The following is a 20,779-nucleotide window of genomic DNA, read 5'->3' on the forward strand; positions in this document are numbered from 1 at the left end:
CGAAAATGGCGCTCTTCCGCTTCGCCACCGACCCACCGGCGCGGCCGCTGATCAGGACGCAGAACCTGATCATGCGCGCCCCACTCGCCGGCGATTATTCGGCCTGGGCGAGCCTGCGGATGCAGAGCCGCGACTTCCTGACTCCATGGGAGCCGGTCTGGAGCGAAGACGATCTGACCCGCACCTCGTTCCGCCTGCGCGTCAAGCGCGCCGCCCGCGAGATCGCGAGCGATGAAGCCTATTCACTGTTCGTCCTCGATGCACATTCGGAAGCCCTGCTGGGCGGACTGACTCTAGGCCTGGTCCGGCGCGGCGTCGCGCAGGCCTGCACGCTCGGCTACTGGATGGGCCAGCGCCATGCCGGCAAGGGCCATATGACTGAAGCGGTGCGCGGCGCGCTCGACTTCGCCTTTTCCGAGCTGGCTTTGCACCGGGTCGAAGCGGCCTGCCTGCCGAACAACGAGCCGTCGCGCCGGCTTCTGGAACGTGTCGGCTTCACACGCGAAGGCGAGGCCCGCGGCTATCTCAGGATCAACGGGGTCTGGGCCGACCACCTGCTCTATGGCCTGCTCTCCTCGGAACCGCGTCGCCCGCCCGAAACCGGCCGCAAGCTGTGAACAGGCCGGCATTGCCTTGCCCTCGCCACGTCGCGCCGATACCACTGACCATTACGCCTGAAGAGCCCGCCGCAGAGTCCACCTTGTCATCGCCATATCGCTTTTTCCGGTCCGGCATCGCCGTTTTCGGTTTCCTGATGCTGGTGCTGCTCACGCTGCCGCGCCCGGTGCTGGCGGTCGAAGCGCAGCGCGTGCCGCTCGACGTGCCGGTGCTCGACCTGACGGATGTGGTCGAGCGCAACAAATCCGACGGCGACGTCATCCAGATCTCGACGGCGCCGGGCGCCGACGGCATCGTCAGGCGCATCGCCGTCAGGGCGCGCGAATCCGGGGCACGGCCGGACTGGATTGTCTTCGCGCTGACCAATGATTCCGACGAGCAGATCGATCGGCTGCTGGTCGCGCCCTTCCACCGCCTGATCGGCTCCGGCGTCGTCTGGCCCGATCTCGGCGACCGCCGGATCGAGGCGATCACCGCGAGCCAGGGCCTCAGGCCCGAGCGCGAAGAGGCGCCTGACGCCGACATCTTCCAGATCACGCTCGATCCCGGCACCACCGTCACCTTCGTGGCGGAGCTGAAATCGCCCAACCTGCCGCAGCTCTATCTGTTCGAGCCGGAGGCCTATCGCCAGAAGACCAACGGGCTGACGCTCTACAAGGGCATCATCATCGGCATCACCGGCCTTCTCGCGCTGTTCCTGACCATCATCTTCGTGGTCAAGGGCGCAGTGATCTTCCCGGCCGCAGCGGCGCTGGCCTGGGCGGTTCTGGCCTATGCCGGGCTCGATTTCGGGTTCTTCCAGCGCATCTTCCCGCTGACCCCGGCGATCGAGCGAATCTATCGGGCCGGCGCAGAGGTGGTGCTGGCGGCGACGCTGCTCGTTTTCCTCTTCGCCTATCTCAACCTGTCGCGCTGGCATGTGCGCTACAGCCACATCACCTTCCTCTGGATCCTCGGTCTGGCCGGGCTGGTCGGCCTTGCGGTCTTCGACGCGCCGATGGCATCCGGCATCGCCCGCATCTCGATCGCGGCCGTCGCTGCCATCGGCTTCGTGCTGATCCTGCACCTCGCCACTCATGGCTATGAGCGGGCGGTGATGCTGATCCCGACCTGGTTCCTGCTGCTCGTCTGGGTGACGGCAGCGGGCTTCACCGTCGTCGGCCAGGTCACGCGCGATCTCGTACCGCCGGCACTGATCGGCGGCCTCGTCCTGATCGTCCTGCTGATCGGCTTCACGGTGGTGCAGCACGCCTTCGCCGGCGGCGCGCTGGCCCAGGGGCTGGTCTCCGACACCGAGCGGCAGGCCCTCGCGCTCTCGGGCTCCGGCGATCTCGTCTTCGATTGGGACGTCTCCGCCGACAAGATCTTCATTTCGCCGCAGACCGAGATATTGCTCGGCCTGTCCAAAGGCGCGCTCGAAGGCTCGGCCGCGCGCTGGCTCGAACACATGCACGTCGCCGATCGCGACCGTTACCGGGTCTCGCTCGACGCGGTGATCGAGCAGCGCCGCGGCAAGCTGCAGCTCGATTTCCGCCTGCGCGCGGCGAGCGGCGCCTATCACTGGTTCAGCCTGAAGGCCCGGCCGGTCATCGGCTCGGACGGCGAGGTCATCCGCGTCATCGGCACGCTCGCCGATGTAACCGAGCAGCGCACGGCGCAGGAGCGCATGCTGCACGACGCCGTGCACGACAACCTGACCGGCCTGCCCAATCGCGAGCTGTTCCAGGATCGGCTTACCGCGGTGTTCGGCTTCAGCCGTGCCGACGACGCCATCCGCCCGACCGTGATCGTGATCGACATCGACCGCTTCAAGCAGGTCAATGAATCGGTCGGCTTCTCGGCCGGCGATTCGATCCTGCTGACGCTGGCGCGCCGCCTCGGCCGGCTGCTCAGGACGCAGGACACGCTGGCGCGGATCGGCGGTGACATCTTCGCGATGATCATCGTCTCGGAGAGCGATCCCGAGCGGGTGCTGGCCCTGGCCGAGCTGATCCGCCGCGCCGTCTCGACGCCGATCACCTTCGCCGAGCGCGAGATCGTGCTGACGCCGTCGATCGGGCTCGCGCTCTTCGACGGCACGCCGACGGCGCGCAAGGACGACGCGCTCAAGAACGCCGAGCTCGCCATGGCACATGCCAAGAACCAGGGCGGCAATCTGGTCGAGGTCTTCGTGCCGGCGATGCGCAGCGACCGCAACGACCGCCTCGCGCTCGAAAGCGACCTGCGCCGGGCGATCGAGCGTGGCGAGATCCAGGTGATGTACCAGCCGATCGTCAGGCTGGAGGACCGGACCATCGCCGGCTTCGAGGCGCTGATGCGCTGGGATCATCCGCGCGAGGGCCGGCTGCTGCCGCAGGACTTCCTCGCCATCGCCGAGGAGAGCGGGCTGATCGTCGATCTCGGCGTCTATGTGATGGACCGCACCGCGCGCGAACTCGCCGCCTGGCAGGCGGCGCTCGAGGTCGAGCCGCCGATCTTCGCCAGCGTCAACGTCTCCAGCCGCCAGCTGTTGCGCCATGACCTCTTGCGGGACGTGAAAGCCGTGCTGGCGCGCCGGCGCGTGCTGCCCGGCACGCTCAAGCTCGAGATCACCGAGAGCCTGGTGATGGAGAACCCGGAATATGCGGCGCAGATGCTCTCGCGCATCCGCGACCTCGGCGCAGGGCTCTCGCTCGACGATTTCGGCACCGGCTATTCCTCGCTGTCCTATCTGCAGCGCTTCCCGTTCGACACCATCAAGATCGACCAGAGCTTCGTGCGCCAGATGGGCAACGGCAAGCCGCCGGTGATCCTGCGCTCGATCGTCCAGCTCGCCGGCGACCTGCAGATGGACGTCGTCGCCGAAGGAGCCGAGACCGAATCGGACGCGATTGAGCTCTATCAGCTCGGCTGCCAGTACGCGCAGGGCTACACCTTCGGCCAGCCGATGACGGCGGCGGAGGCGCGGCGACTGGTGGGCGCGTCGAGCTCGACCTTCGAGGCGGCTTGAGCGGAAGGCGTCATTCTCGGGCTTGACCCGAGAATCTCATGACGAGAAAGCTCTGTCGGGCGCCTCTTCCGGCCTGAGATGCTCGGGTCAAGCCCGAGCATGACGCGTGTCAGGCGTGTCCGGCGTCCTTCGACAGGAAGGCCGGGTCGATGCCGAGCTTGCCGAGCGCGCGGGTGTATTTGGTATCGAGCGCGTCGTCGAACAGCAGCGCGGCATCAGCCTCGCAATGCAGCCAGCCATTGGACTGGATTTCGGATTCGAGCTGGCCCGCTCCCCAGCCGGCATAGCCGAGCGCCAGCACCGCGCTCTCCGGCCCGGTGCCGACGGCGATGGCGCGCAGGATATCGAGCGTCGCGGTCAGGCAGATGCCGTCATCGATCGGCAGCGTCGCCGATTCCAGAAAGAAGTCGGCGCTGTGCAGGACGAAGCCCCGCTTGGTCTCGACCGGCCCGCCGCGCAGGACCTTGACCTTCTCGGCCTGGCTCGGCAGGCGAATCGCCTGGCCGGACGGGATCACGTCGAGCTGGACGAGCAGCTCGGGAAAGCGCGTATCGGCCGCGGGCTTGTTGACGATGATGCCCATCGCGCCATCCTCGGAATGGGCGCAGAGATAGACGACGCTGCGGGCGAAGCGCGGGTCGCTCATGCCCGGCATGGCGATCAGGCATTGCCCGTCGAGATAGCTGCGTCCGCTGACGCGCTGGTTCGAGCCGAGATTCATGCCGCTATGGTAAAGCATGTTGGGCTGATGTGGGAGCCACTTTGGCTCGATAGTGATCCCCGGGCTTCCTGTAGCGCGAACGTGCCCCGAAATGCCCGTTCTGTGCCCGCCGCAATGCTGGCACAAAACTGGCGATGCTTGAACCTGTCCCGATACGGGATCACAGCATCGGTATCCTCCTCGCAAAACTGGACTGGATCGCTTAAATCAAACGCGTGAAAACGGTCACAGCCCTCACTCTCCTGGCCGCGCTGGCGCTCGGCACGCCGGCTTCCGCCCAGGAAGCCGCGGTTTCGCCGTGGTCGAAGGCCGCGTATTCCTCGGTGCGCCTGATCGCCGGCGCGACCGCGCCGTCGGGCAAGCAGCGCATCGGCGTCGAGATCACGATGTCGCCTGGCTTCAAGACCTATTGGCGCAGCCCCGGCGATGCCGGCGTACCGCCGGTCTTCGACTGGAGCGGATCGGAGAATGTCGGCGGGCTCGATGTGCGCTGGCCGACACCCGAGCGCTTCGAGGACGGCGCCGGTTCCGGCATCGGCTATGTCGGCCAGGTGGTGGTGCCGGTCTCGGTCCAGCCGATCGACCCGGCGCGTCCGGTCACCGTGGTGCTGAAGCTCGACTATGCGGTTTGCGACAAGATCTGCGTACCTGCGAAGGGCGAGGCGCGCCTGTGGCTCGAGCCGGGTGTCACCTCGGTGGCCTCGCCGCGGCTCGAGCAGTTCGAGGCGGAGATCCCACACGCGATCAAGCCAGGCGCGGCCAGCGACCGGCTCTCGATCCTCGAGGTCACGCATAGCGACGCAGCCGTGAAGCTGCTGCTGAAGGCGCCCGAGGGCGGTTCGGTGGAGGACGTCTTCGTCGAGGGCGCCGGGATGTGGTCCTTCGGCCGGCCGATGCTGATGCCGCAGCCCGACGGCACAGTCGCCGCGAAGCTCAAGATCGTCGAGCGTCCCAAGGGCGCGACCGGCCCGACGCCGCTGATCATCACCGTGCGCGGAAAACCGCAGGCGGTCGAGACGCGGCTCGAACTCGACATCGGCACCGCGAAGCCGTAACCCTGCCGCCGGGCGGCGCGATGCCGCGAGCGTGTCGACCGACCGCGGTCGAACGGAAACGCGCAAGCAGGAGAACAGACATGGCGATCAAGGTCGGTGACAAGCTTCCGCAGGCGACGTTTCGCGTGATGACGGCCGACGGGCCGGCCGCCAAGACCACGGACGACCTGTTCAAGGGCCGCAAGATCGTGCTCTTCGCCGTGCCGGGCGCCTTCACCCCGACCTGCCACAAGAACCATCTGCCCGGCTATGTGAACAAGGCGGCCGAGATCAAGGCCAAGGGCGTCGAGGAGATTTTCGTCACCGGCGTCAACGACGTCTTCGTGATGGACGCCTGGTCGAAGGCGACCGGCGGCGTCGGCGTGATCACCTTCCTCTCCGACGGCAATGCCGATTTCGCCAAGGAGATCGGCCTGTCGATGGACGGCTCGGGCTTCGGGCTCGGCACCCGCTCGCAGCGCTATTCGATGGTCGTCGAGGACGGCGTCGTCACCGCGCTCAATGTCGAGGACGCGCCGGGCAAGGCGGATGTCTCCGGCGCCGAGGCGCTGCTGAACCAGCTCTGAGCTGCACAGTTTCTACCCGGTCGTTATCGGGCGGGACCTGTTCCCTCTCCCCCTGCGGGAGAGGGCTAGGGTGAGGGGTCTCACGACGCTGATCGCTGGTCCGGAGCCGCCTTCTCAGACCTTTCAAGACCTGCGCGACCCCTCATCCGTCTCGGCTTCGCCGAGCCACCTTCTCCCGCAAGGGGAGAAGGGAAGAACGCCCGAGCATGGCGGTCGCGATATTTCCAGCAGCGAATCCGATCGATCTGATCTGCGCTTGTCATGAGACAGCGCCGAAGACCACCGCTAGCCTCCCGATAAATCGAGGAGACGCCAAGCCCATGTCAGAGATCAGCATTCGTCCGCTCGTCGCGAGCGACCGCGCCGCCTGGGAGCCACTCTGGCTGGGCTACATCACCTTCTACAAGTCGTCGCTGACGCCGGAGACGACGGACACCACCTTCACGCGATTGACGAACGGCCAGGAGCCGATGGGCGGCTTCATCGCCGAGCGCGACGGCAAGGCGCTCGGCATCGTCAACTACCTGCTGCACCGCACGACCTGGAGTCAGAACGACATCTGCTACCTGCAGGATCTCTTCACCAGCGAGGAGGCACGCGGCCACGGCGTCGGCCGCAAGCTGATCGAGGCCGTCAGGCAGATGGCCGAGGCAAAGGGCCTCTTCCGCGTCTACTGGCAGACGCATGAGAGCAACCTGCAGGCGCAGGAACTCTACGACAAGGTCGCGCAGAAATCGGGCTTCATCGTCTATCGCCAGCCGCTGGGCTGAGCTGGCGCACCACCGCGCTGCTGCCGCCGAGCTTGCATCGCGACATTGGCATCCCTGCACGAAAGCCCGGGCGAGGCCGCGAATGCCGCCTATATGAGGGACACTTACGCCCGGCGGCATCGGCCGCCCGGGCGTTTTCCTTTGGCCGAGCAGATCCGCGCTCGCGGTCATTCACAGGCGCTGCACCATGAAGACAATCGGCTTCCTCTCCTTCGGGCACTGGTCGCCCTCGCCGCAGTCGCAGACGCGCTCGGCGGGCGATACGCTGCTGCAGTCGATCGAGCTTGCGGTTGCGGCCGAGGAACTCGGCGCCGACGGCGCCTATTTCAGGGTGCACCACTTCGCCCGCCAGCTCGCCTCGCCCTTCCCGCTGCTGGCGGCGGTCGGCGCCAGGACCAGCCGCATCGAGATCGGCACCGCCGTGATCGACATGCGCTATGAGAACCCGCTCTATATGGCGGAAGACGCAGGTTCGGCCGATCTGATCGCCCGCGGGCGCCTGCAACTCGGCATCAGCCGCGGTTCGCCCGAGCAGGTCATCGATGGCTGGCGCCATTTCGGCTACCAGCCGGCCGAGGGGCAGAGCGATGCCGATATGGCGCGCCGCCATACCGAGGTCTTCCTCGACGTGCTGCGCGGCGAGGGCTTCGCGCGCCCCAATCCGCGCCCGATGTTTCCAAATCCGCCCGGCCTGCTGCGGCTGGAGCCGCATTCGGAGGGCTTGCGCGAACGCATCTGGTGGGGTGCCTCTTCCGACGCCACAGCCATCTGGGCGGCGAAGTCAGGCATGAACCTGCAGAGCTCGACGCTGAAGACCGACGAGAGCGGCGAGCCCTTCCACATCCAGCAGGCCAGGCAGATCCGCCTCTACAGGCAGGCCTGGAAGGAGGCCGGCCATGGGCGCGAGCCGCGCGTCTCGGTCAGCCGCAGCATCTTCGCCTTGGTCGACGACCGCGACCGCGCCTATTTCGGCCATGGCAATCAGGGCGACGATTCGATCGGCTACATCGACGACAGCACGCGCGCGATCTTCGGACGCAGCTATGCGGCCGAACCCGACAGGCTCATCGATGAACTGGCAAAAGACGAGGCGATCGCTGAGGCGGACACGCTGCTGCTGACGGTGCCGAACCAATTGGGCGTCGACTACAACGCCCATGTCATCGAGGCGATCCTGAAGCATGTCGCGCCGGGGCTGGGCTGGCGCTGAGGGGGCAGCGCTTCGGCGTCGGAGAACGGGATACCGGTCTGATCGTTCCGCTTCCGACCCTTGCCAGACATTTGCGGCGTGCTCGCATTGCGATCGAAACGGGCTCTTATCCGGCGTTCCGAATGTCTGCTTCCCGGCAGCGGTCAAAGCCACGCGGCGAGCACCGGACCTAACCGGCAACGCCGCATAGGCGTCAGCACCTCTGTCATCGTCGAGCTGGGCTCGTCGCGCCTGACAACTTAGACCATCCTGGAACCGAACCCGGCTGCGCGACTTTGCAGAATCGCTTGCGCCCGAGAGTCGACGGCCAGTTTGCCAAAAATTGCCGACATGTGATTCCGCACCGTCTTATCAGTGATTTTCAGGCGTGCCGCGATGTCCCTATTGTCCAGGCCTTGCGCGATCAGCTCGACGATGTCGCGCTCGCGGGCGGTCAAATCATCAAAACTCTTGCCTTCAAGGCCCCTGCCGGGAAGGAACGAGCTGATGGCAGTAACAAAGTGATGCCAGGCGGGCTCGTTCTCCAGCAGCAAGTGATTTCGGCTCTCCAACGGTACAAACTCAGCGCCTGAAATCAGCGAAGCAACGCGGCGCCCCTCATCGAATGGGATGATGGCATCCCCCCGGGCATGGAGGACCAGGGTCGGACAACGAATTTTTGGGATGTCGTCCAGAACGTCAGCTTCAAAGAATGCCTGAAGCAATGCTGCCGTATTGGACAGCGATGTCGTCAGGCGAAGCAGGTCGTCGTGTTTGCGCAATAGATCCGGATCCGCATCCGGCATGTGCAGCATGGTCAAGAACTGGCGATAAGCCGGCCTGTCGTCGTGCCATCCAAGTTCGACCATTTTGAAGTGCACATGAGCCTCGAGCGCCGTCTCCGGGTTCATCCCACGCGCAATGGCCCCTCGCGTCTGCGGGCCATACAGGATCAGTCGACTGACCCGATCCGGATGCCTTGCGACAAACCGCAAGCTCATGGTCGCACCGCCTGCACAGGCGAACAGGACAAAGCGATCCAACCCTGCGGCGCGAACGACCGCCTCGAGATCCTCGGTGTGTTTTTCCAACGAAAACTCAACGTCGTCCCGGTCAGAGAGCCCGCAACCACGCCAGTCGTATCGGATCAAGGTGTGGCGACGCGCCAGCAAGGTCAGCCACGGCCGCCAAACCGGGCTTTCCCAGTCGAGTTCAAGATGACGAATCCAGTGACCGATCCACAGCAGCGGTGGACCGGTGCCGCATCGCGCAAATGCGATACGCGTGCCGTCACGGCTGGTGCAGAACTGGATCTGCTGGTTCGGAACGGGCATGGAACCACAATTGCTCTAAACAACTGTAGCCATCGCCCGAAGATAAATAAACCCGCGCCTGCTGCTTGGAATCAGAGCGGCCTTGCTTCGAGCACGCAAAATTCAAACGCGGTCGGGCTGATCTTGACCAGTGTGAAACCGGCATGTTCAAGCAGCGCCCGAAATTCCGCTTCCGTGCGCTCGTGGCCGCCAAAGCCCAACATCATTGTAAGGTCCATTCTGGCGACTGACCGATGCTGCGCGCAGGGCTGCATATGATCGGGCATGACCCGCTCGACGACAAGAAGCGATCCATCTGGCTTTACGGCTTTGCGGCAGTTTCGCAGGAGGGAAATGCAGTCTTTGTCGCTCCAGTCGTGCAGGATGGTTTTCAGGAGATACGCATCGCCATCGGGCGCGACTGACTGGAAGAAGTCGCCCGAAAGCGCCCGGCAGCGCCCTCCGAGGCCAAGCCTGTCTATTCGTTCGACCGCACCAGGGATTGCGTGAGGCAGGTCTAGCAATACGCCGCGGGCGTCTGGATGGACCTGCAGGATTGACGTCAACAAATCCCCATGACCGCCACCAACGTCTACGATCAGACGTTTCCCAGAAAAGTCATGCAGTCGTACGAGATCGGCCGCGACCAGGCGGCTCAGTTCGGCCATTGCACGATTGAAGACCTGTGAAGCATCGGCGTCGTGCTCCAATCGCCTGAAAACCTGCCTCGTGGAAATGCGGGAACGAGTCCTGGTGCCGGCGCGGACGCTGCGCAGCAGATGTGCGTAGAGCGGCCACAGGTGGCGCCCACAAAGAATGGTCCAGGAGCGCAGGGAGGACGGCGCTTCCGTACAGAGTATCGTTCCCAGGCTGCCAAGGGCAAAGGCGCCGTCTTCGCGTTCCCTGCATAGATCGAGCGTCGCCAGCGCCCGAAGCAGGCGCCTCAATGACGGCCCGTGCGATGATGTGGCCTGCGCCAACTCGTCCAGCGTTTTCGGGCTCTGGGCCAGCAGATCCGGGATTCCAAGCTCGGCGGCGACACAGGCCGCCTGCGAGAGGACGGCGCAGTTGATCAGATTGACAAGCTGCGCAGCGTCGCCTGCCCGATCCTGCTCTTTGATGTGTTCGGACACTGCGGCGTTCCCAGTCGTTACGAAGCATGACGCGAACCCGGCGGCCGGCGTCACTGCGGCTTGATCCCCGCGTTGACGATTACCTCCCGCCATCGGTCAGTTTCTTGCCGCAAGAATGTGGCTGTCTCCTCCGGCGTAGCCCCGACCGGCGTCATGCCTCCGGCCCGGAATCGGTCGGCGACATCGGGTGACCGAACCGCTTCGCCAATTGCTTGCGACATCTTTTCGACGATGGCTGGCGGAGTCTTCGGTGGTGCGACGACAGCGATCCATGTCGTCGCGACGAAGCCGGGGAGAAGTTCGGCAATCGCCGGCGCGTTTTGGAGTTCGGGAATACGATTCTCGGCGCCGACGCCAAGCGCCTTCAGTTTTCCCGATTGAATATGCTCCAATGTGTCGTTGGCCACATGAAACATCAAATCAACGTGCCCTCCCAGCAGGTCTGCGAGCGCCGGTTCGAGGCCCTTGTAGGGAACGTGGCTCAGCTGAATGCCGGCTTTTGCCTTCAGCATCTCTCCGGCGAGATGGGGAGGGCTGCCAATCCCCGGGGACGCAAAATTGAGCTTTCCCGGATTGGCTTTGGCAAAGGCGATCAGCTCTTCCAGAGTCGCGAACGGTGACCGGGCGTGAGTGAGGAGAATGAAAGGAAATGTCACAATCACCGTGACGGGAACGAATGCGCGAGCGTCATAGTTCAGGTTCGATTGCAGAAACTGATTGGTGACCAGCGGTCCAGGTGGTGTCGACAAGAACGTGTAGCCGTCGGGTAGAGCTTTCGCGACTGCTTCGGCGCCAATGTTCAGGACGAAGCCCGGCCGATTTTCAATCTGTACGGGCTGGCTCCATTTCGCTGCGAGCTTGCTCGCGATGGCGCGTGTCACAGCGTCAGGAGCGCCCCCTGCGGGCAGCGGAACAATCATCCAGATGGCCCGGTTCGGATAGCTCTCTTGCGATACCCCGTTCCTCGTTTGCGCAACGGTCAGTCCCATCGCGGCGAGAACGATGATCGATTTAACCAGTGGAGGAGGCATCGGAACTCCTTGCTAACGGGGATTTAGCCATGCCTCCGGACTTTGAATTCGGACCAACAATTTGTCATGAGGCAGATGTCCCGCCCGTCCACGCAATATGTCCCGGAATTCGGGAGAGCGGTTCGGGCGCCCATGTCCGCTTTCGGACGGCAGCCCAGCTTCTGCTCCTGCGCAATCGGGGCGTGCTTAGCTCGTGTGACGAACTTCTGCTCTCCACCCACAGCTGCCGTTGAGATAGCAGTCCGCCGCCGCTCACCGTCCCGGCTTGAACGGCGCCATCCCTGCCCGCGCCAGCGCGTCGGCGCGCTCGTTCATCTCGTCGCCGGCATGGCCTCTGACCCATTTCCACTCGATCTTGTGCTGCTTCAATGCCGCGTCGAGGCGCTTCCAGAGCTCCTCGTTCTTGACCGGCTTGCGATCGGCGGTCTTCCAGCCGTTCTTCTTCCAGCCATGGATCCAGCTGGTGATGCCCTGGCGCAGATACTGGCTGTCGGTGTGGAGCGCGACCGTGCAGGGCCGGGTCAGCGTCTCCAGCGCCGAAATCGCGCCCATCAGTTCCATGCGGTTGTTGGTGGTCATCGCCTCGCCGCCGGAGAGCTCGCGCTCCTTGCCCTTGTAGCTGAGGATCGCACCCCAGCCGCCGGGTCCGGGATTGCCCGAGCAGGCGCCATCCGTCCACACTTCGACGGGGTCGCTCATGACGCTTGCCCGGCAAGCAAGGGCGCGAGGAACCCCTCTCCCGGATGGGAGAGGGGCAGGGGTGAGGGCCTGCGCGCAAACATCGAAACTCGGTCCCCTCCCCCAACCTTGAGAGCGGCTCGCACGCGCCTCAGATTGCACCGGCGAGCCCTCACCCCTGCCCCTCTCCCACACGGGAGAGGGGTTCCCCGCGCCTTGTCTTGCAGCCAAACGACTATCATCGCCTCAATCCATATTCGCGCGCGTCCGAGACGCGCTGGTGGAAGGCGAGCTTGCGGTCGTATTCGAGAGGGTCGAGCGGCTTGACGAACGCGCCCGGCGGGACGTTCAGCCAGTCGACCAGCCGCGTCAGCAGGAAGCGCAGCGCCGAGCCGCGGCAGAGCGCCGGCAGCGCGGCGACCTCGGCATCCTCGAGCCGGCGCACGCTCTCATAGCCGGCCAGCATCGCCTGGCCCTTGGTCAGGTTGAACGAGGCATCGGCTTCGAAGCACCATGAGTTCAGGCAGATGGCGAGATCGTAGGCGAAGGCGTCGGTGCAGGCGAAATAGAAGTCGATCAGCCCCGAAAGCCTGTCCTTGATGAAGAAGACATTGTTCGGGAAGAGATCGGCGTGGATCACGCCGCGCGGCAAATCCTGCGGCCATGATCGCTCATGGATGTCGACCTCGGCTATGATGCGGTTGGCGAGACCGGGCGAGACGCTGTCGGCGGCAGCCCCGGCGCGTTCGGCCAGCGGCCGCCAATCGGGGACCGACAGCGAGTTGGCCCGTTCCATCGGGAAATCGGCACCGGCCTGATGCAACAACGCCAGACCGCGGCCGAGTTCGGCGCAGTGCGTCGCGTTCGGACGCCGCACCGAGAGCCCGTCCAGGAAGGTCACGATCGCGGCGGGACGGCCGGCGAGGCGACCAACCGCCGAGCCGTTCAGTGCCTTGACGGGCTGCGGACAGATCAGCCCGCGCGCCGCCAGATGCTCCATCAGGCCGATGAAGAAGGGCAGGTCGGCGAGATCGACCCGCTCCTCGTACAGCGTCAGGATATAGAAGGCCTTGCTGGTATGGAGCAGGAAATTGGAGTTGGAGACGCCCTCGGCGATGCCCTTCACCGCGAGCAGGTCGCCGATGCCATAGCTCGCCACGAAGGCAGCCATCTCGTCATCGGGTACTTCGGTATAAACGGCCACGCTAAACTCTGACGCTCACTCGGCTGCGGTCGGGGTCGGCTCGCGCAGCTCGCGCGGCAGCGGGAAGAAGACGCTCTCATCGGCGGTCGAGACCGTCTCGACCGTGACCTCGTAGCGCTCGGCGAAGGCGTCGATGATCTCCTCGACCAGCACCTCGGGCGCGCTGGCGCCGGCGGTGATGCCGAGGCGACGGATATCGCCGAAGAGCGCCCAGTCGATCTCGTCGGTGCGCAGGACGAGGCGCGACACCGGGCAGCCGGCCCGCTCGGCGACCTCGCGCAGGCGCTGCGAGTTCGAGGAATTGGGCGAGCCGACCACGATCAAACCGTCGACCAGCGGCGCCACGCGCTTGACCGCCTCCTGACGGTTGGTGGTGGCGTAGCAGATGTCTTCCTTGTGCGGGGCGATCAGCGCGGGAAAGCGCGCCTGCAGCGCCTGCACGATCTCGCGGGTGTCGTCGACCGAGAGCGTGGTCTGGGTGACGTAGGCCAGTTCCTTGCCCTCGGGCGGCGCGAGTGTCGCGACATCGTCGAGCGTCTCGATCAGCGTGATCGCGCCTTCGGGCAGTTGCCCCATCGTGCCGATCACCTCGGGGTGGCCGGCATGGCCGACCAGCAGGATGTGCCGGCCGCGCTTGCGATGGACCTCGGCCTCGCGGTGCACCTTGGTGACCAGCGGGCAGGTCGCGTCGATGGCGAAGAACTGGCGGGCCTGCGCCTCGGCCGGCACCGATTTCGGCACGCCATGGGCGGAGAAGATCACCGGCCGCGTCGCATCCGGCACCTCGGAAAGCTCGGCGACGAAGACAGCGCCCTTCCGCTTCAGCGACTCGACCACGTATTTGTTGTGCACGATCTCGTGGCGCACGAAGACCGGCGCGCCATGCAGAGCCAGCGCCTTCTCGACGGCGTCGATCGCCCTGACCACGCCGGCGCAGAAGCCGCGCGGGGCGCAGAGCAGAATGTCGAGCGGCGGCTTGGCGGTCACTGGAGCGCTGGTTCCAAGGAGATCGCGCCTTCTTTCGGTCTGGCGGCTTCGATGTCAAGAAAGCCTGGCGCCGCAGCGAGGGACAAGCCCTCCCCCCGCTTGCGGTGGGGAGGGTTGGGTGGGGGGCAGTGCCGCTCGGCGCCGAACCGGAAAAGTCCAGTATCCTGCTTTCCCGCCCCCCATCCCTAACCCTTCCCCACCGCAAGCGGGGGGAAGGGATTAGTGTAGCGGCTGTCGCGAAGCACATGGCATACCCCTCGAGCGCCCTCTCGCAGGATGCCGCGGCAAGCCCTACATTGCGCACGATCGGCCATTGCCTTCGCGCGGCCTGCCTTCGCTCCAGCACGAGTTCCCGCATGGCCGACGCCGCCTCGCATGCCAGCTATCTGCCGCCGATCCTGACCTTCTGTGCGGGGGCGGTCGTGGCGGTGCCCCTGTTCCGCCGCTTCGGACTGTCGGCGGTGCTGGGCTATCTCGCCGCCGGCATTGCGATCGGGCCCTCGGCGCTCGCCGTGATCAAGGACCCGGATGCGATCCGCGGCACGGCCGAGATCGGCGTCGTGCTGCTGCTCTTCCTGGTCGGGCTCGAATTGCAGCCGGCGCGGCTTTATTCGATGCGCAAGGACATCCTCGGCGCCGGCCTGACCCAGATGGTTCTGAGCGCCGTCGTAATCGGCGCGGCCGCCTGGCAGTTCGGCGTCGCGATGGGCGGTGCGATCGCGATCGGGCTCGCTCTCGCATTGTCGGCGACCTCGATCGCCCTGCAATTGCTGGAGGAACGCGGTGACGGCGCCGAGCCCTATGGCAGGCGCACCTTCTCGATCCTGCTGTTCCAGGACATCTCGATCGCTCCGGCGCTGGCCCTCCTGCCGCTGCTGGCGACGACCGGCGCCGCCCATGGCGGCGGCTCGACCAAGGCGCTGACGGGGCTTGGCCTCGCCCTGCTCGCCATCGCGGTAGTGGTGCTCGCCGGCCGCTATGCGCTGAACCCGTTCTTCCGCCTGCTGGCCAAGGCCGGCGCCAAGGAGGTGATGACCGCAGCCGCGCTGCTCGTCGTGCTCGGCGCCGCCCTGCTGATGGAACAGGTCGGGCTCTCCATGGCGATGGGGGCCTTCCTCGCCGGCGTGCTGCTGGCGGATTCGCATTTCCGGCACGAGCTCGAGGCCGATATCGAGCCCTTCCGCGGCGTGCTGCTCGGCCTGTTCTTCATGGCGGTCGGCATGTCGATCGACCTGAAGCTCGTCGCCGAAAACGCGCTGCTGCTGGCGCTGGCGGCGCCGCTTTTGGTGCTGTTCAAGATCGCGGCCGCAGCGGCGATCCTGCGCGCCTCCTGCTCCTCGACAAGCGAGGCGATCCGCGCCGGCGCCCTGCTCTCTCCCGCCGGCGAGTTCGCCTTCGTGCTGCTGCCGCTCGCCGCCTCGCTCGGCCTGCTCGACGAGAAGCAGGGCGCGCTGGCGACGGCAATCGCCGCGCTCAGCATGCTGATCGGTCCGATCGCCGCCAAGCTGATCGACCTCTGGCTCGCTGCCAACGCACCGCCGCCCGAGGAGATCGAGGAGACCTTCGACGGCGTGACGCCCTCGGTGCTGGTCATCGGCTTCGGCCGCTTCGGCCAGGTTGTGACGCAGGCGCTGCTGCTGCAGCATCTCGATGTCACCATCATCGATTCCGACATCGAGCGCATCCGCTCGGCCGCCAAGTTCGGCTTCAAGATCTATTATGGCGACGGCACCAGGCTCGACGTGCTGCGCGCCGCCGGCGCCGGCAAGGCGAAGGTCGTGTGCATCTGCATCGACGATCGGCAGGCGGCGCTGCGCATTGTCGAGATGGCCAAGGTCGAATTCCCGGCTGTGCGCATTCATGCCCGCGCCTATGACCGCGTCCACGCGATGGATCTGATGCGCCTCGATGTCGACTATCAGATGCGCGAGACCTTCGAATCGGCGCTCGGCTTCGGCCGGGTGACCTTGGAAGCGCTCGGCCTGAGCTATGGGGAAGCGAGCTTCGTGATCGAGCATGTGCGTGACCGCGACGCCCAGCGCATGGAGATCCAGTTCAGCGAGGGCGTCGCCGCCGGCATCGAGAAGGTGCCGCGCGTCACGCCCGAGCCCATCATCGCACCGAAGGGCAAGTCGAAGGCGCTCACCAAGGAGACGCAGGACGTCATCGAGGATGGCGGCGCCGAGATTGCGGTCGGCGGGGTCGGGGAACCGGCCGAGTGAACGCTCCCACGCTGCCCTCGCAGGCCGTCTTCGTCAGCGGCTCGACGCTCCGACATGTCGCGGTGATGACGGCGACCGCCTCGGTCGGGCTGATCGCGATCTTCGTCGTCGACTTCCTGTCGCTGCTCTACGTCTCGCGCCTCGGCCGGCCCGAGGCGACGGCGGGCGTCGGCTACGCGACCATCGTGCTCTACCTGATGATCTCCTTCAATGTCGGGCTGATGATCGCGGTGACGGCGCTGACGGCGCGGGCGCTCGGGGCCGGCGACCGCGAGGGCGCGCGCCGCATCGCCGGCTCGACACTCACGGTGATGGCGATGGCCGGGCTGGCGCTCAGCGTCGTCATGCTGCCGCTGTTGCCCTGGCTGCTGCCCAAGCTCGGCGCGCATGGCGAGTCGCTCGCCGTCGCGACCTCCTTCCTGTGGATCACCCTGCCCTCGAATGCGCTGATGGCGCTCGGCATGGGCCTGTCCGGCGTCCTGCGCGCCGTCGGCGACGCCAGGCGGGCGATGTATGTCACCCTGGCCGGCGGCATCGTCACGGCGGCGCTCGATCCGCTGCTGATCTTCGGCCTCGGGCTCGGCCCGGATGGCGCCGCCTGGGCGACCGTGTTCTCGCGCGTCGTCTTCCTCGCCGTCGGCTTCCACGGCGCGCTTCGCGTCCACCGGATGATCGCGCGCCCGACGCTGGCGGCGCTGCGCCGCGACGCAAGGCCGACCTTCGCGATCGCTGCTCCGGCGATCATGACCAATCTCGCCAACCCGATCGCCAATGCCTGCTTCTTCGGCATCATCGCCCGCTTCGGCGATCAGGTCATCGCGGCGAGCGCGATCATCGACCGGCTGGTGCCCGTCGCCTTCGGCGTGCTGTTCGCGCTGTCCGGCGCGGTCGGGCCGATCCTGGCGCAGAACTGGGGTGCACAGCGCTATGACCGCATGCGCCAGGCGCTGACCGATTCCGTCAGCTTCGCTGCGGCCTATGTCGCGGTCGCCGGCCTGCTGCTGGCACTGCTGCGCCACCAGATCAGCGCGCTATTCGGCACCAGCGGCGAGACTGCCGAGCTCGTCGCCTTCTTCGGCCTGATCGCCGGGCCGATGTGGCTGTTCGTCGGCGCGCTCTTCGTCGCCAACTCGGCCTTCAACAATCTCGGCATGCCGTTCTACTCGACCCTGTTCAGCTGGGGCCGCGCCACGCTCGGCACCGTGCCGCTCGCCTGGCTCGGCGCACAATATGCCGGCCCCAAGGGCGCGCTCGCGGGGGCTGCGCTCGGCGCGGTCCTGTTCGGCATCGCCGCGCTGGTCACCGCCTATCGCGGCATCGCCCGGCTCGAACGCTCGGCTCAGATGGCAGCGAGGCCGTCGCTTGCCTGACGGCGACCGGCTGCTATCGTCAATTCCGTGAGTTGGCGGGCTCGTCCCGCGAGGGAGTGCGCCATGATGAACCTCTTCGAGATGATGCAATCGGCCCAGAACGGCCAGGCCATGCAGAACCTGGCCCGGCAATACGGGCTCTCGATGCAGCAGACCCAGTCTGCGCTCGACGCTCTGCTCCCCGCCTTCTCGATGGGGCTGCAGCGCCAGACCCAGAACCCCTATGCCTTCGGCAACCTCGCCCAGATGATGACGGCGACGCCGTTCGGGCAGATGTACGACAGCGACGGCGACGGCATTCCCGACCGGGCGATGCCGATGGGCCAGGACGTGATGAGCCAGCTCTTCGGCTCGAAGGAGGTCGCCAACGCCGTTGCCGCCCAGGCCGCGGCGACCAGCGGCGTCGGCCAAGCGGTCCTGAAGCAGATGCTGCCGGTGATCGCCTCGATCCTGATGGGCGGGCTGTTCAAATCGGTAAACAACCAAGGCCTCGGCGGCATTCTCGGCCAGTTCGCCGAGATGATGCGCGGTCAGATGCCCGGGCAGCAACCCCAGGCCCCGCAGGCAAACCCCGCCAATCCGCTGGAAGCGATTCTCGGCGGCATGTTCGGCGGGCAAAAGCCCCCGGCAGGCCAAGCGCAGGGCGGCGGACCCTTCGGGGGTGGCGCCATGCCGGGTATGCCTGCCGACATGGGTAACATCTTCGGCCAGATCCTCGGCGGCATGTTCGGCGGCACGCAGGGGCAGGCCCCCGACAGCAGCCCGCGCCCGGCACCGCAATCGCGCCGGCCGGCGCCCGAGCCTGAGCCTGAGCCGGATGCGCCGCCTACCGGCGAAGCCAGCCCCGGCTCGATCGGGCTCGATGCGCTGAACCAGATGTTCGAGCACGGCCGCAAGGTCCAGACCGACCAGCAGGACGCGCTGCGCTCGATCTTCGAGACGATGCTCGGCGGTGGCCAGCGCAAGGCCTGAGCCCATAAGAAAACGGCCACCCCGAGGTGGCCGTCATCAATTCCAGTGATGCCGCTTATGCTCAGGCCCGGCGGCGTTCATCCCATTCGTAAGCCTCATCCGCGACCGGCGTGCCGGTGAGCGCCACGACGTCGTCGCCGGTGCGGAAGCTCGCGACCAGCTCGTTGAGACGGCGGATCTGGCCGCTGAGCGAGCCTGCGGAAGCCGCGCTCTCTTCGGCGAGCGCGGCGTTCGCTTGCGTCATCTCGTCCATATGGGCGACGGTCTGGCTCATTTCGTCGATGCCGTTGGCCTGCTCGGCGGATGCCGCCGAGATGTCGGAGACCGTCGCCGAGACCTTTTTCGAGGCTTCGACGATCTGGTTCAGCGCCTCGCCGGCGGCACGCACCAGTCCGACGCCCTGCTCGACCTCGACGCCCGACTGCGCGATCAGGGCGGTGATGTCCTTGGCGGCTTCGGCCGAACGCTGAGCCAGCGTGCGAACCTCGCTGGCGACGACGGCGAAGCCCTTGCCGGCGTCGCCGGCACGCGCCGCCTCGACCGCGGCGTTCAAGGCGAGCAGATTGGTCTGGAAGGCGATCTCGTCGATCACCGAGGTGATGTCGGAGATCTTCTTCGAGGCCTGTTCGATCCGCGCCATGGCGTCGACCGCCTGGCTGGCGACGGCGCCGCCATTGACCGCGACACCGGTCGCCTCGTTGGCGAGCTGGACCGCCTGCCGCGAAGCTTGCGCCGAAGCCTTGACCGAGGCGGCGAGTTGCTCGGTGGTGGCGGCCGTCTGCTCGAGCGACGAGGCCTGCTCCTCGGTGCGCTTCGACAAGTCGTCGGCGCCGGAATTGATCTCGCGCGCGGCGGTCCCGACATCGGCCGAGGTCGCCTGGATGGTCGCGATCGTCTCTGCCAAATGGCTGACGGCGCTGTTGAAATCCTGCTTCAGCGCGGCGTAGTCGGCAGCAACCTCGTCCTCGACGCGGACGCTGAGATCGCCTTGGGAGAGCCGGGTCAGACCCTCAGCCAGGGCTCTGACCACCACCGCCTGCTCGGCCGCAAGGCGCTGCTGCAGCGCCGCGGTGCTGGCGCGTTCGGCATCGGCCGCAAGACGCTGCCGCTCGGCTTCGGTGCGGCCGGCTTCCGTCTCGCTCTCCAGGCGCTGGACGGCGAGGCCGTTCTCCCTGAACACTTGGACGGCGCGGGCCATCTCGCCAACCTCGTCGCGGCGGCCCTGGCCCTCGATCTCGCTGGCATAGTCGCCCTTGGCGATCTGCCCCATGCTCTGCTTCAGCCGATCGAGCGGCCGCGTGATCGCCGCGCCGGTCAGCAGCACGCCGCCGAGCAGGCCGAGCAAGGATCCGGCGAGGCTGAGGCCGATCGCGATCATGGTGATGCGGTGCGCATCGGCTCCGAGCCCCTCCGCGGTCGCCTCGGTATCCTTCTTGATCTCGCCGTTGATCTTGGCGGCAGCGCCAGCGATCTCGCTGATCGTCCTGTCGAGCTGAGACATGATCGACAGCGCCGGCAAGTCTTCGTCGCGGGCGGCCTGGGCGACGATCTGGTCGATGTCGGACTTGGTCGCCTGCAGACGGCGGCTGAGTTCGTCGAAGCCCTCGGCCCGTTGCGGGAAGCTGATCTTCGCCTCGACCAACGCCTGCAGCGAAGCCGCATAGGCGGTCTTCACCTCCTCGATGCTGGTCGTGTTCTGCTTCATGAACTCGGGATAGGCGATCGCCTGGTAGAGGCTGCCGACGATCTCGCCCATGGCGCTGGCGGCACGGGCCGAGTCGAGGATGGCGGCCGCTCGCTGCGAGATCAGATCGGAGTAGGTCTTCTCGATCCTGCGGAATTCGAGTGCGCCATAGACGGCCGAACCGATGCCGATCGCTCCCATGACCAGCATCGGGATGGCGATCTTGGTCCTGATCCGCAGATCCTGAAAGCGAAAGCGACGCATGGGAAACCCCGGG

General features: G+C 66.2%; 17 protein-coding genes. 9 read left to right on the forward strand and 8 right to left on the reverse strand.

Annotated features, from left to right (window positions below; all coding sequences use genetic code 11):
- Positions 1–5 precede the first annotated feature (5 nt).
- Positions 6–617 carry a GNAT family N-acetyltransferase gene (locus ACSQ24_RS19840; RefSeq protein WP_436096339.1) on the forward strand — a complete coding sequence of 204 codons (612 nt, stop codon included), beginning with the start codon at positions 6–8 and terminating at the stop codon, positions 615–617.
- Between the two features lie 137 nt (positions 618–754).
- The gene (locus ACSQ24_RS19845) at positions 755–3,607 is read left to right on the forward strand and encodes an EAL domain-containing protein (protein ID WP_436097931.1); all 2,853 of its coding nucleotides are present in this window, start codon (positions 755–757) and stop codon (positions 3,605–3,607) included.
- Positions 3,608–3,716: 109 nt separating this feature from the next.
- Here ACSQ24_RS19845 and ACSQ24_RS19850 read toward each other — a convergent pair whose 3' ends face one another.
- Positions 3,717–4,346 carry a YqgE/AlgH family protein gene (locus tag ACSQ24_RS19850; protein ID WP_436096340.1) on the reverse strand — a complete coding sequence of 210 codons (630 nt, stop codon included), beginning with the start codon at positions 4,344–4,346 and terminating at the stop codon, positions 3,717–3,719.
- Positions 4,347–4,543: 197 nt separating this feature from the next.
- On the opposite strand from ACSQ24_RS19850, the gene ACSQ24_RS19855 reads away from it, so the two are divergent.
- The 4 genes from ACSQ24_RS19855 (at position 4,544) to ACSQ24_RS19870 (ending at position 7,929) form a co-directional block, all read left to right on the forward strand.
- Positions 4,544–5,383 (forward strand): protein-disulfide reductase DsbD domain-containing protein, encoded by an 840-nt coding sequence (locus ACSQ24_RS19855; protein WP_436096341.1) that lies wholly within the window; start codon positions 4,544–4,546, stop codon positions 5,381–5,383.
- An 80-nt stretch (positions 5,384–5,463) separates the two neighbouring features.
- Positions 5,464–5,949, forward strand: coding sequence for a peroxiredoxin (locus ACSQ24_RS19860; RefSeq protein ID WP_436096342.1), 486 nt, complete (start codon positions 5,464–5,466; stop codon positions 5,947–5,949).
- Positions 5,950–6,269: 320 nt separating this feature from the next.
- Positions 6,270–6,719 (forward strand): N-acetyltransferase family protein, encoded by a 450-nt coding sequence (locus ACSQ24_RS19865; RefSeq protein ID WP_436096343.1) that lies wholly within the window; start codon positions 6,270–6,272, stop codon positions 6,717–6,719.
- 187 nt (positions 6,720–6,906) lie between these two features.
- Positions 6,907–7,929 carry an LLM class flavin-dependent oxidoreductase gene (locus tag ACSQ24_RS19870; RefSeq protein ID WP_436096344.1) on the forward strand — a complete coding sequence of 341 codons (1,023 nt, stop codon included), beginning with the start codon at positions 6,907–6,909 and terminating at the stop codon, positions 7,927–7,929.
- Between the two features lie 239 nt (positions 7,930–8,168).
- On the opposite strand, the gene ACSQ24_RS19875 is transcribed toward ACSQ24_RS19870, so the two are convergent.
- The 6 genes from ACSQ24_RS19875 to ispH form a co-directional block, all read right to left on the reverse strand.
- A complete protein-coding gene (locus tag ACSQ24_RS19875) occupies positions 8,169–9,242 on the reverse strand; it encodes an alpha/beta fold hydrolase (RefSeq protein ID WP_436096345.1) in 1,074 nt (357 codons plus the stop codon).
- A 71-nt stretch (positions 9,243–9,313) separates the two neighbouring features.
- A complete protein-coding gene (locus tag ACSQ24_RS19880; RefSeq protein WP_436096346.1) occupies positions 9,314–10,354 on the reverse strand; it encodes a methyltransferase in 1,041 nt (346 codons plus the stop codon).
- A 50-nt stretch (positions 10,355–10,404) separates the two neighbouring features.
- Complete coding sequence (locus tag ACSQ24_RS19885; protein ID WP_436096347.1) at positions 10,405–11,385, reverse strand: Bug family tripartite tricarboxylate transporter substrate binding protein; 981 nt, start codon at positions 11,383–11,385, stop codon at positions 10,405–10,407.
- 252 nt (positions 11,386–11,637) lie between these two features.
- Positions 11,638–12,084 (reverse strand): ribonuclease HI, encoded by a 447-nt coding sequence (rnhA, locus tag ACSQ24_RS19890; protein ID WP_436096348.1) that lies wholly within the window; start codon positions 12,082–12,084, stop codon positions 11,638–11,640.
- 217 nt (positions 12,085–12,301) lie between these two features.
- Complete coding sequence (locus ACSQ24_RS19895; RefSeq protein WP_436096349.1) at positions 12,302–13,267, reverse strand: homoserine kinase; 966 nt, start codon at positions 13,265–13,267, stop codon at positions 12,302–12,304.
- Between the two features lie 15 nt (positions 13,268–13,282).
- Positions 13,283–14,254, reverse strand: coding sequence for a 4-hydroxy-3-methylbut-2-enyl diphosphate reductase (ispH, locus tag ACSQ24_RS19900; RefSeq protein WP_436096350.1), 972 nt, complete (start codon positions 14,252–14,254; stop codon positions 13,283–13,285).
- Between the two features lie 356 nt (positions 14,255–14,610).
- Here ispH and ACSQ24_RS19905 point away from each other — a divergent pair, with 356 nt between their 5' ends.
- The 3 genes from ACSQ24_RS19905 (at position 14,611) to ACSQ24_RS19915 (ending at position 18,818) form a co-directional block, all read left to right on the forward strand.
- Entirely contained in the window at positions 14,611–16,476 is a 1,866-nt protein-coding gene (locus ACSQ24_RS19905) for a monovalent cation:proton antiporter-2 (CPA2) family protein (protein ID WP_436096351.1), read from the forward strand.
- Positions 16,473–17,846, forward strand: a complete 1,374-nt coding sequence (locus ACSQ24_RS19910; protein ID WP_436096352.1) for an MATE family efflux transporter — start codon at positions 16,473–16,475, stop codon at positions 17,844–17,846. Before ACSQ24_RS19905 ends, ACSQ24_RS19910 begins: the two co-directional genes overlap by 4 nt.
- A 63-nt stretch (positions 17,847–17,909) precedes the next feature.
- Positions 17,910–18,818: a DUF937 domain-containing protein gene (locus tag ACSQ24_RS19915; RefSeq protein ID WP_436096353.1), complete on the forward strand. Its 909-nt coding sequence runs from the start codon at positions 17,910–17,912 to the stop codon at positions 18,816–18,818.
- Positions 18,819–18,879: 61 nt separating this feature from the next.
- On the opposite strand, the gene ACSQ24_RS19920 is transcribed toward ACSQ24_RS19915, so the two are convergent.
- Entirely contained in the window at positions 18,880–20,766 is a 1,887-nt protein-coding gene (locus ACSQ24_RS19920; protein WP_436096354.1) for a methyl-accepting chemotaxis protein, read from the reverse strand.
- Positions 20,767–20,779: the final 13 nt, after the last annotated feature.

Origin of the sequence: Allobosea sp. LjRoot237 (assembly GCF_964253285.1) — a bacterium.
In the GTDB taxonomy this organism is placed as follows: Bacteria; Pseudomonadota; Alphaproteobacteria; order Rhizobiales; family Beijerinckiaceae; genus Allobosea.

Excerpts from the sequence above, each read along its gene's own strand:
- ACSQ24_RS19875 (WP_436096345.1), bottom strand. The coding sequence starts at position 9,242 with ATGCCCGTTCCGAACCAGCAGATCCAGTTCTGCACCAGCCGTGACGGC.
- ACSQ24_RS19870 (WP_436096344.1), top strand. The coding sequence starts at position 6,907 with ATGAAGACAATCGGCTTCCTCTCCTTCGGGCACTGGTCGCCCTCGCCG.
- ACSQ24_RS19860 (WP_436096342.1), top strand. The coding sequence starts at position 5,464 with ATGGCGATCAAGGTCGGTGACAAGCTTCCGCAGGCGACGTTTCGCGTG.
- ACSQ24_RS19840 (WP_436096339.1), top strand. The coding sequence starts at position 6 with ATGGCGCTCTTCCGCTTCGCCACCGACCCACCGGCGCGGCCGCTGATC.
- ACSQ24_RS19865 (WP_436096343.1), top strand. The coding sequence starts at position 6,270 with ATGTCAGAGATCAGCATTCGTCCGCTCGTCGCGAGCGACCGCGCCGCC.
- rnhA (WP_436096348.1), bottom strand. The coding sequence starts at position 12,084 with ATGAGCGACCCCGTCGAAGTGTGGACGGATGGCGCCTGCTCGGGCAAT.
- ACSQ24_RS19915 (WP_436096353.1), top strand. The coding sequence starts at position 17,910 with ATGATGAACCTCTTCGAGATGATGCAATCGGCCCAGAACGGCCAGGCC.
- ACSQ24_RS19845 (WP_436097931.1), top strand. The coding sequence starts at position 755 with ATGCTGGTGCTGCTCACGCTGCCGCGCCCGGTGCTGGCGGTCGAAGCG.
- ACSQ24_RS19905 (WP_436096351.1), top strand. The coding sequence starts at position 14,611 with ATGGCCGACGCCGCCTCGCATGCCAGCTATCTGCCGCCGATCCTGACC.
- ACSQ24_RS19920 (WP_436096354.1), bottom strand. The coding sequence starts at position 20,766 with ATGCGTCGCTTTCGCTTTCAGGATCTGCGGATCAGGACCAAGATCGCC.
- ACSQ24_RS19885 (WP_436096347.1), bottom strand. The coding sequence starts at position 11,385 with ATGCCTCCTCCACTGGTTAAATCGATCATCGTTCTCGCCGCGATGGGA.
- ACSQ24_RS19850 (WP_436096340.1), bottom strand. The coding sequence starts at position 4,346 with ATGCTTTACCATAGCGGCATGAATCTCGGCTCGAACCAGCGCGTCAGC.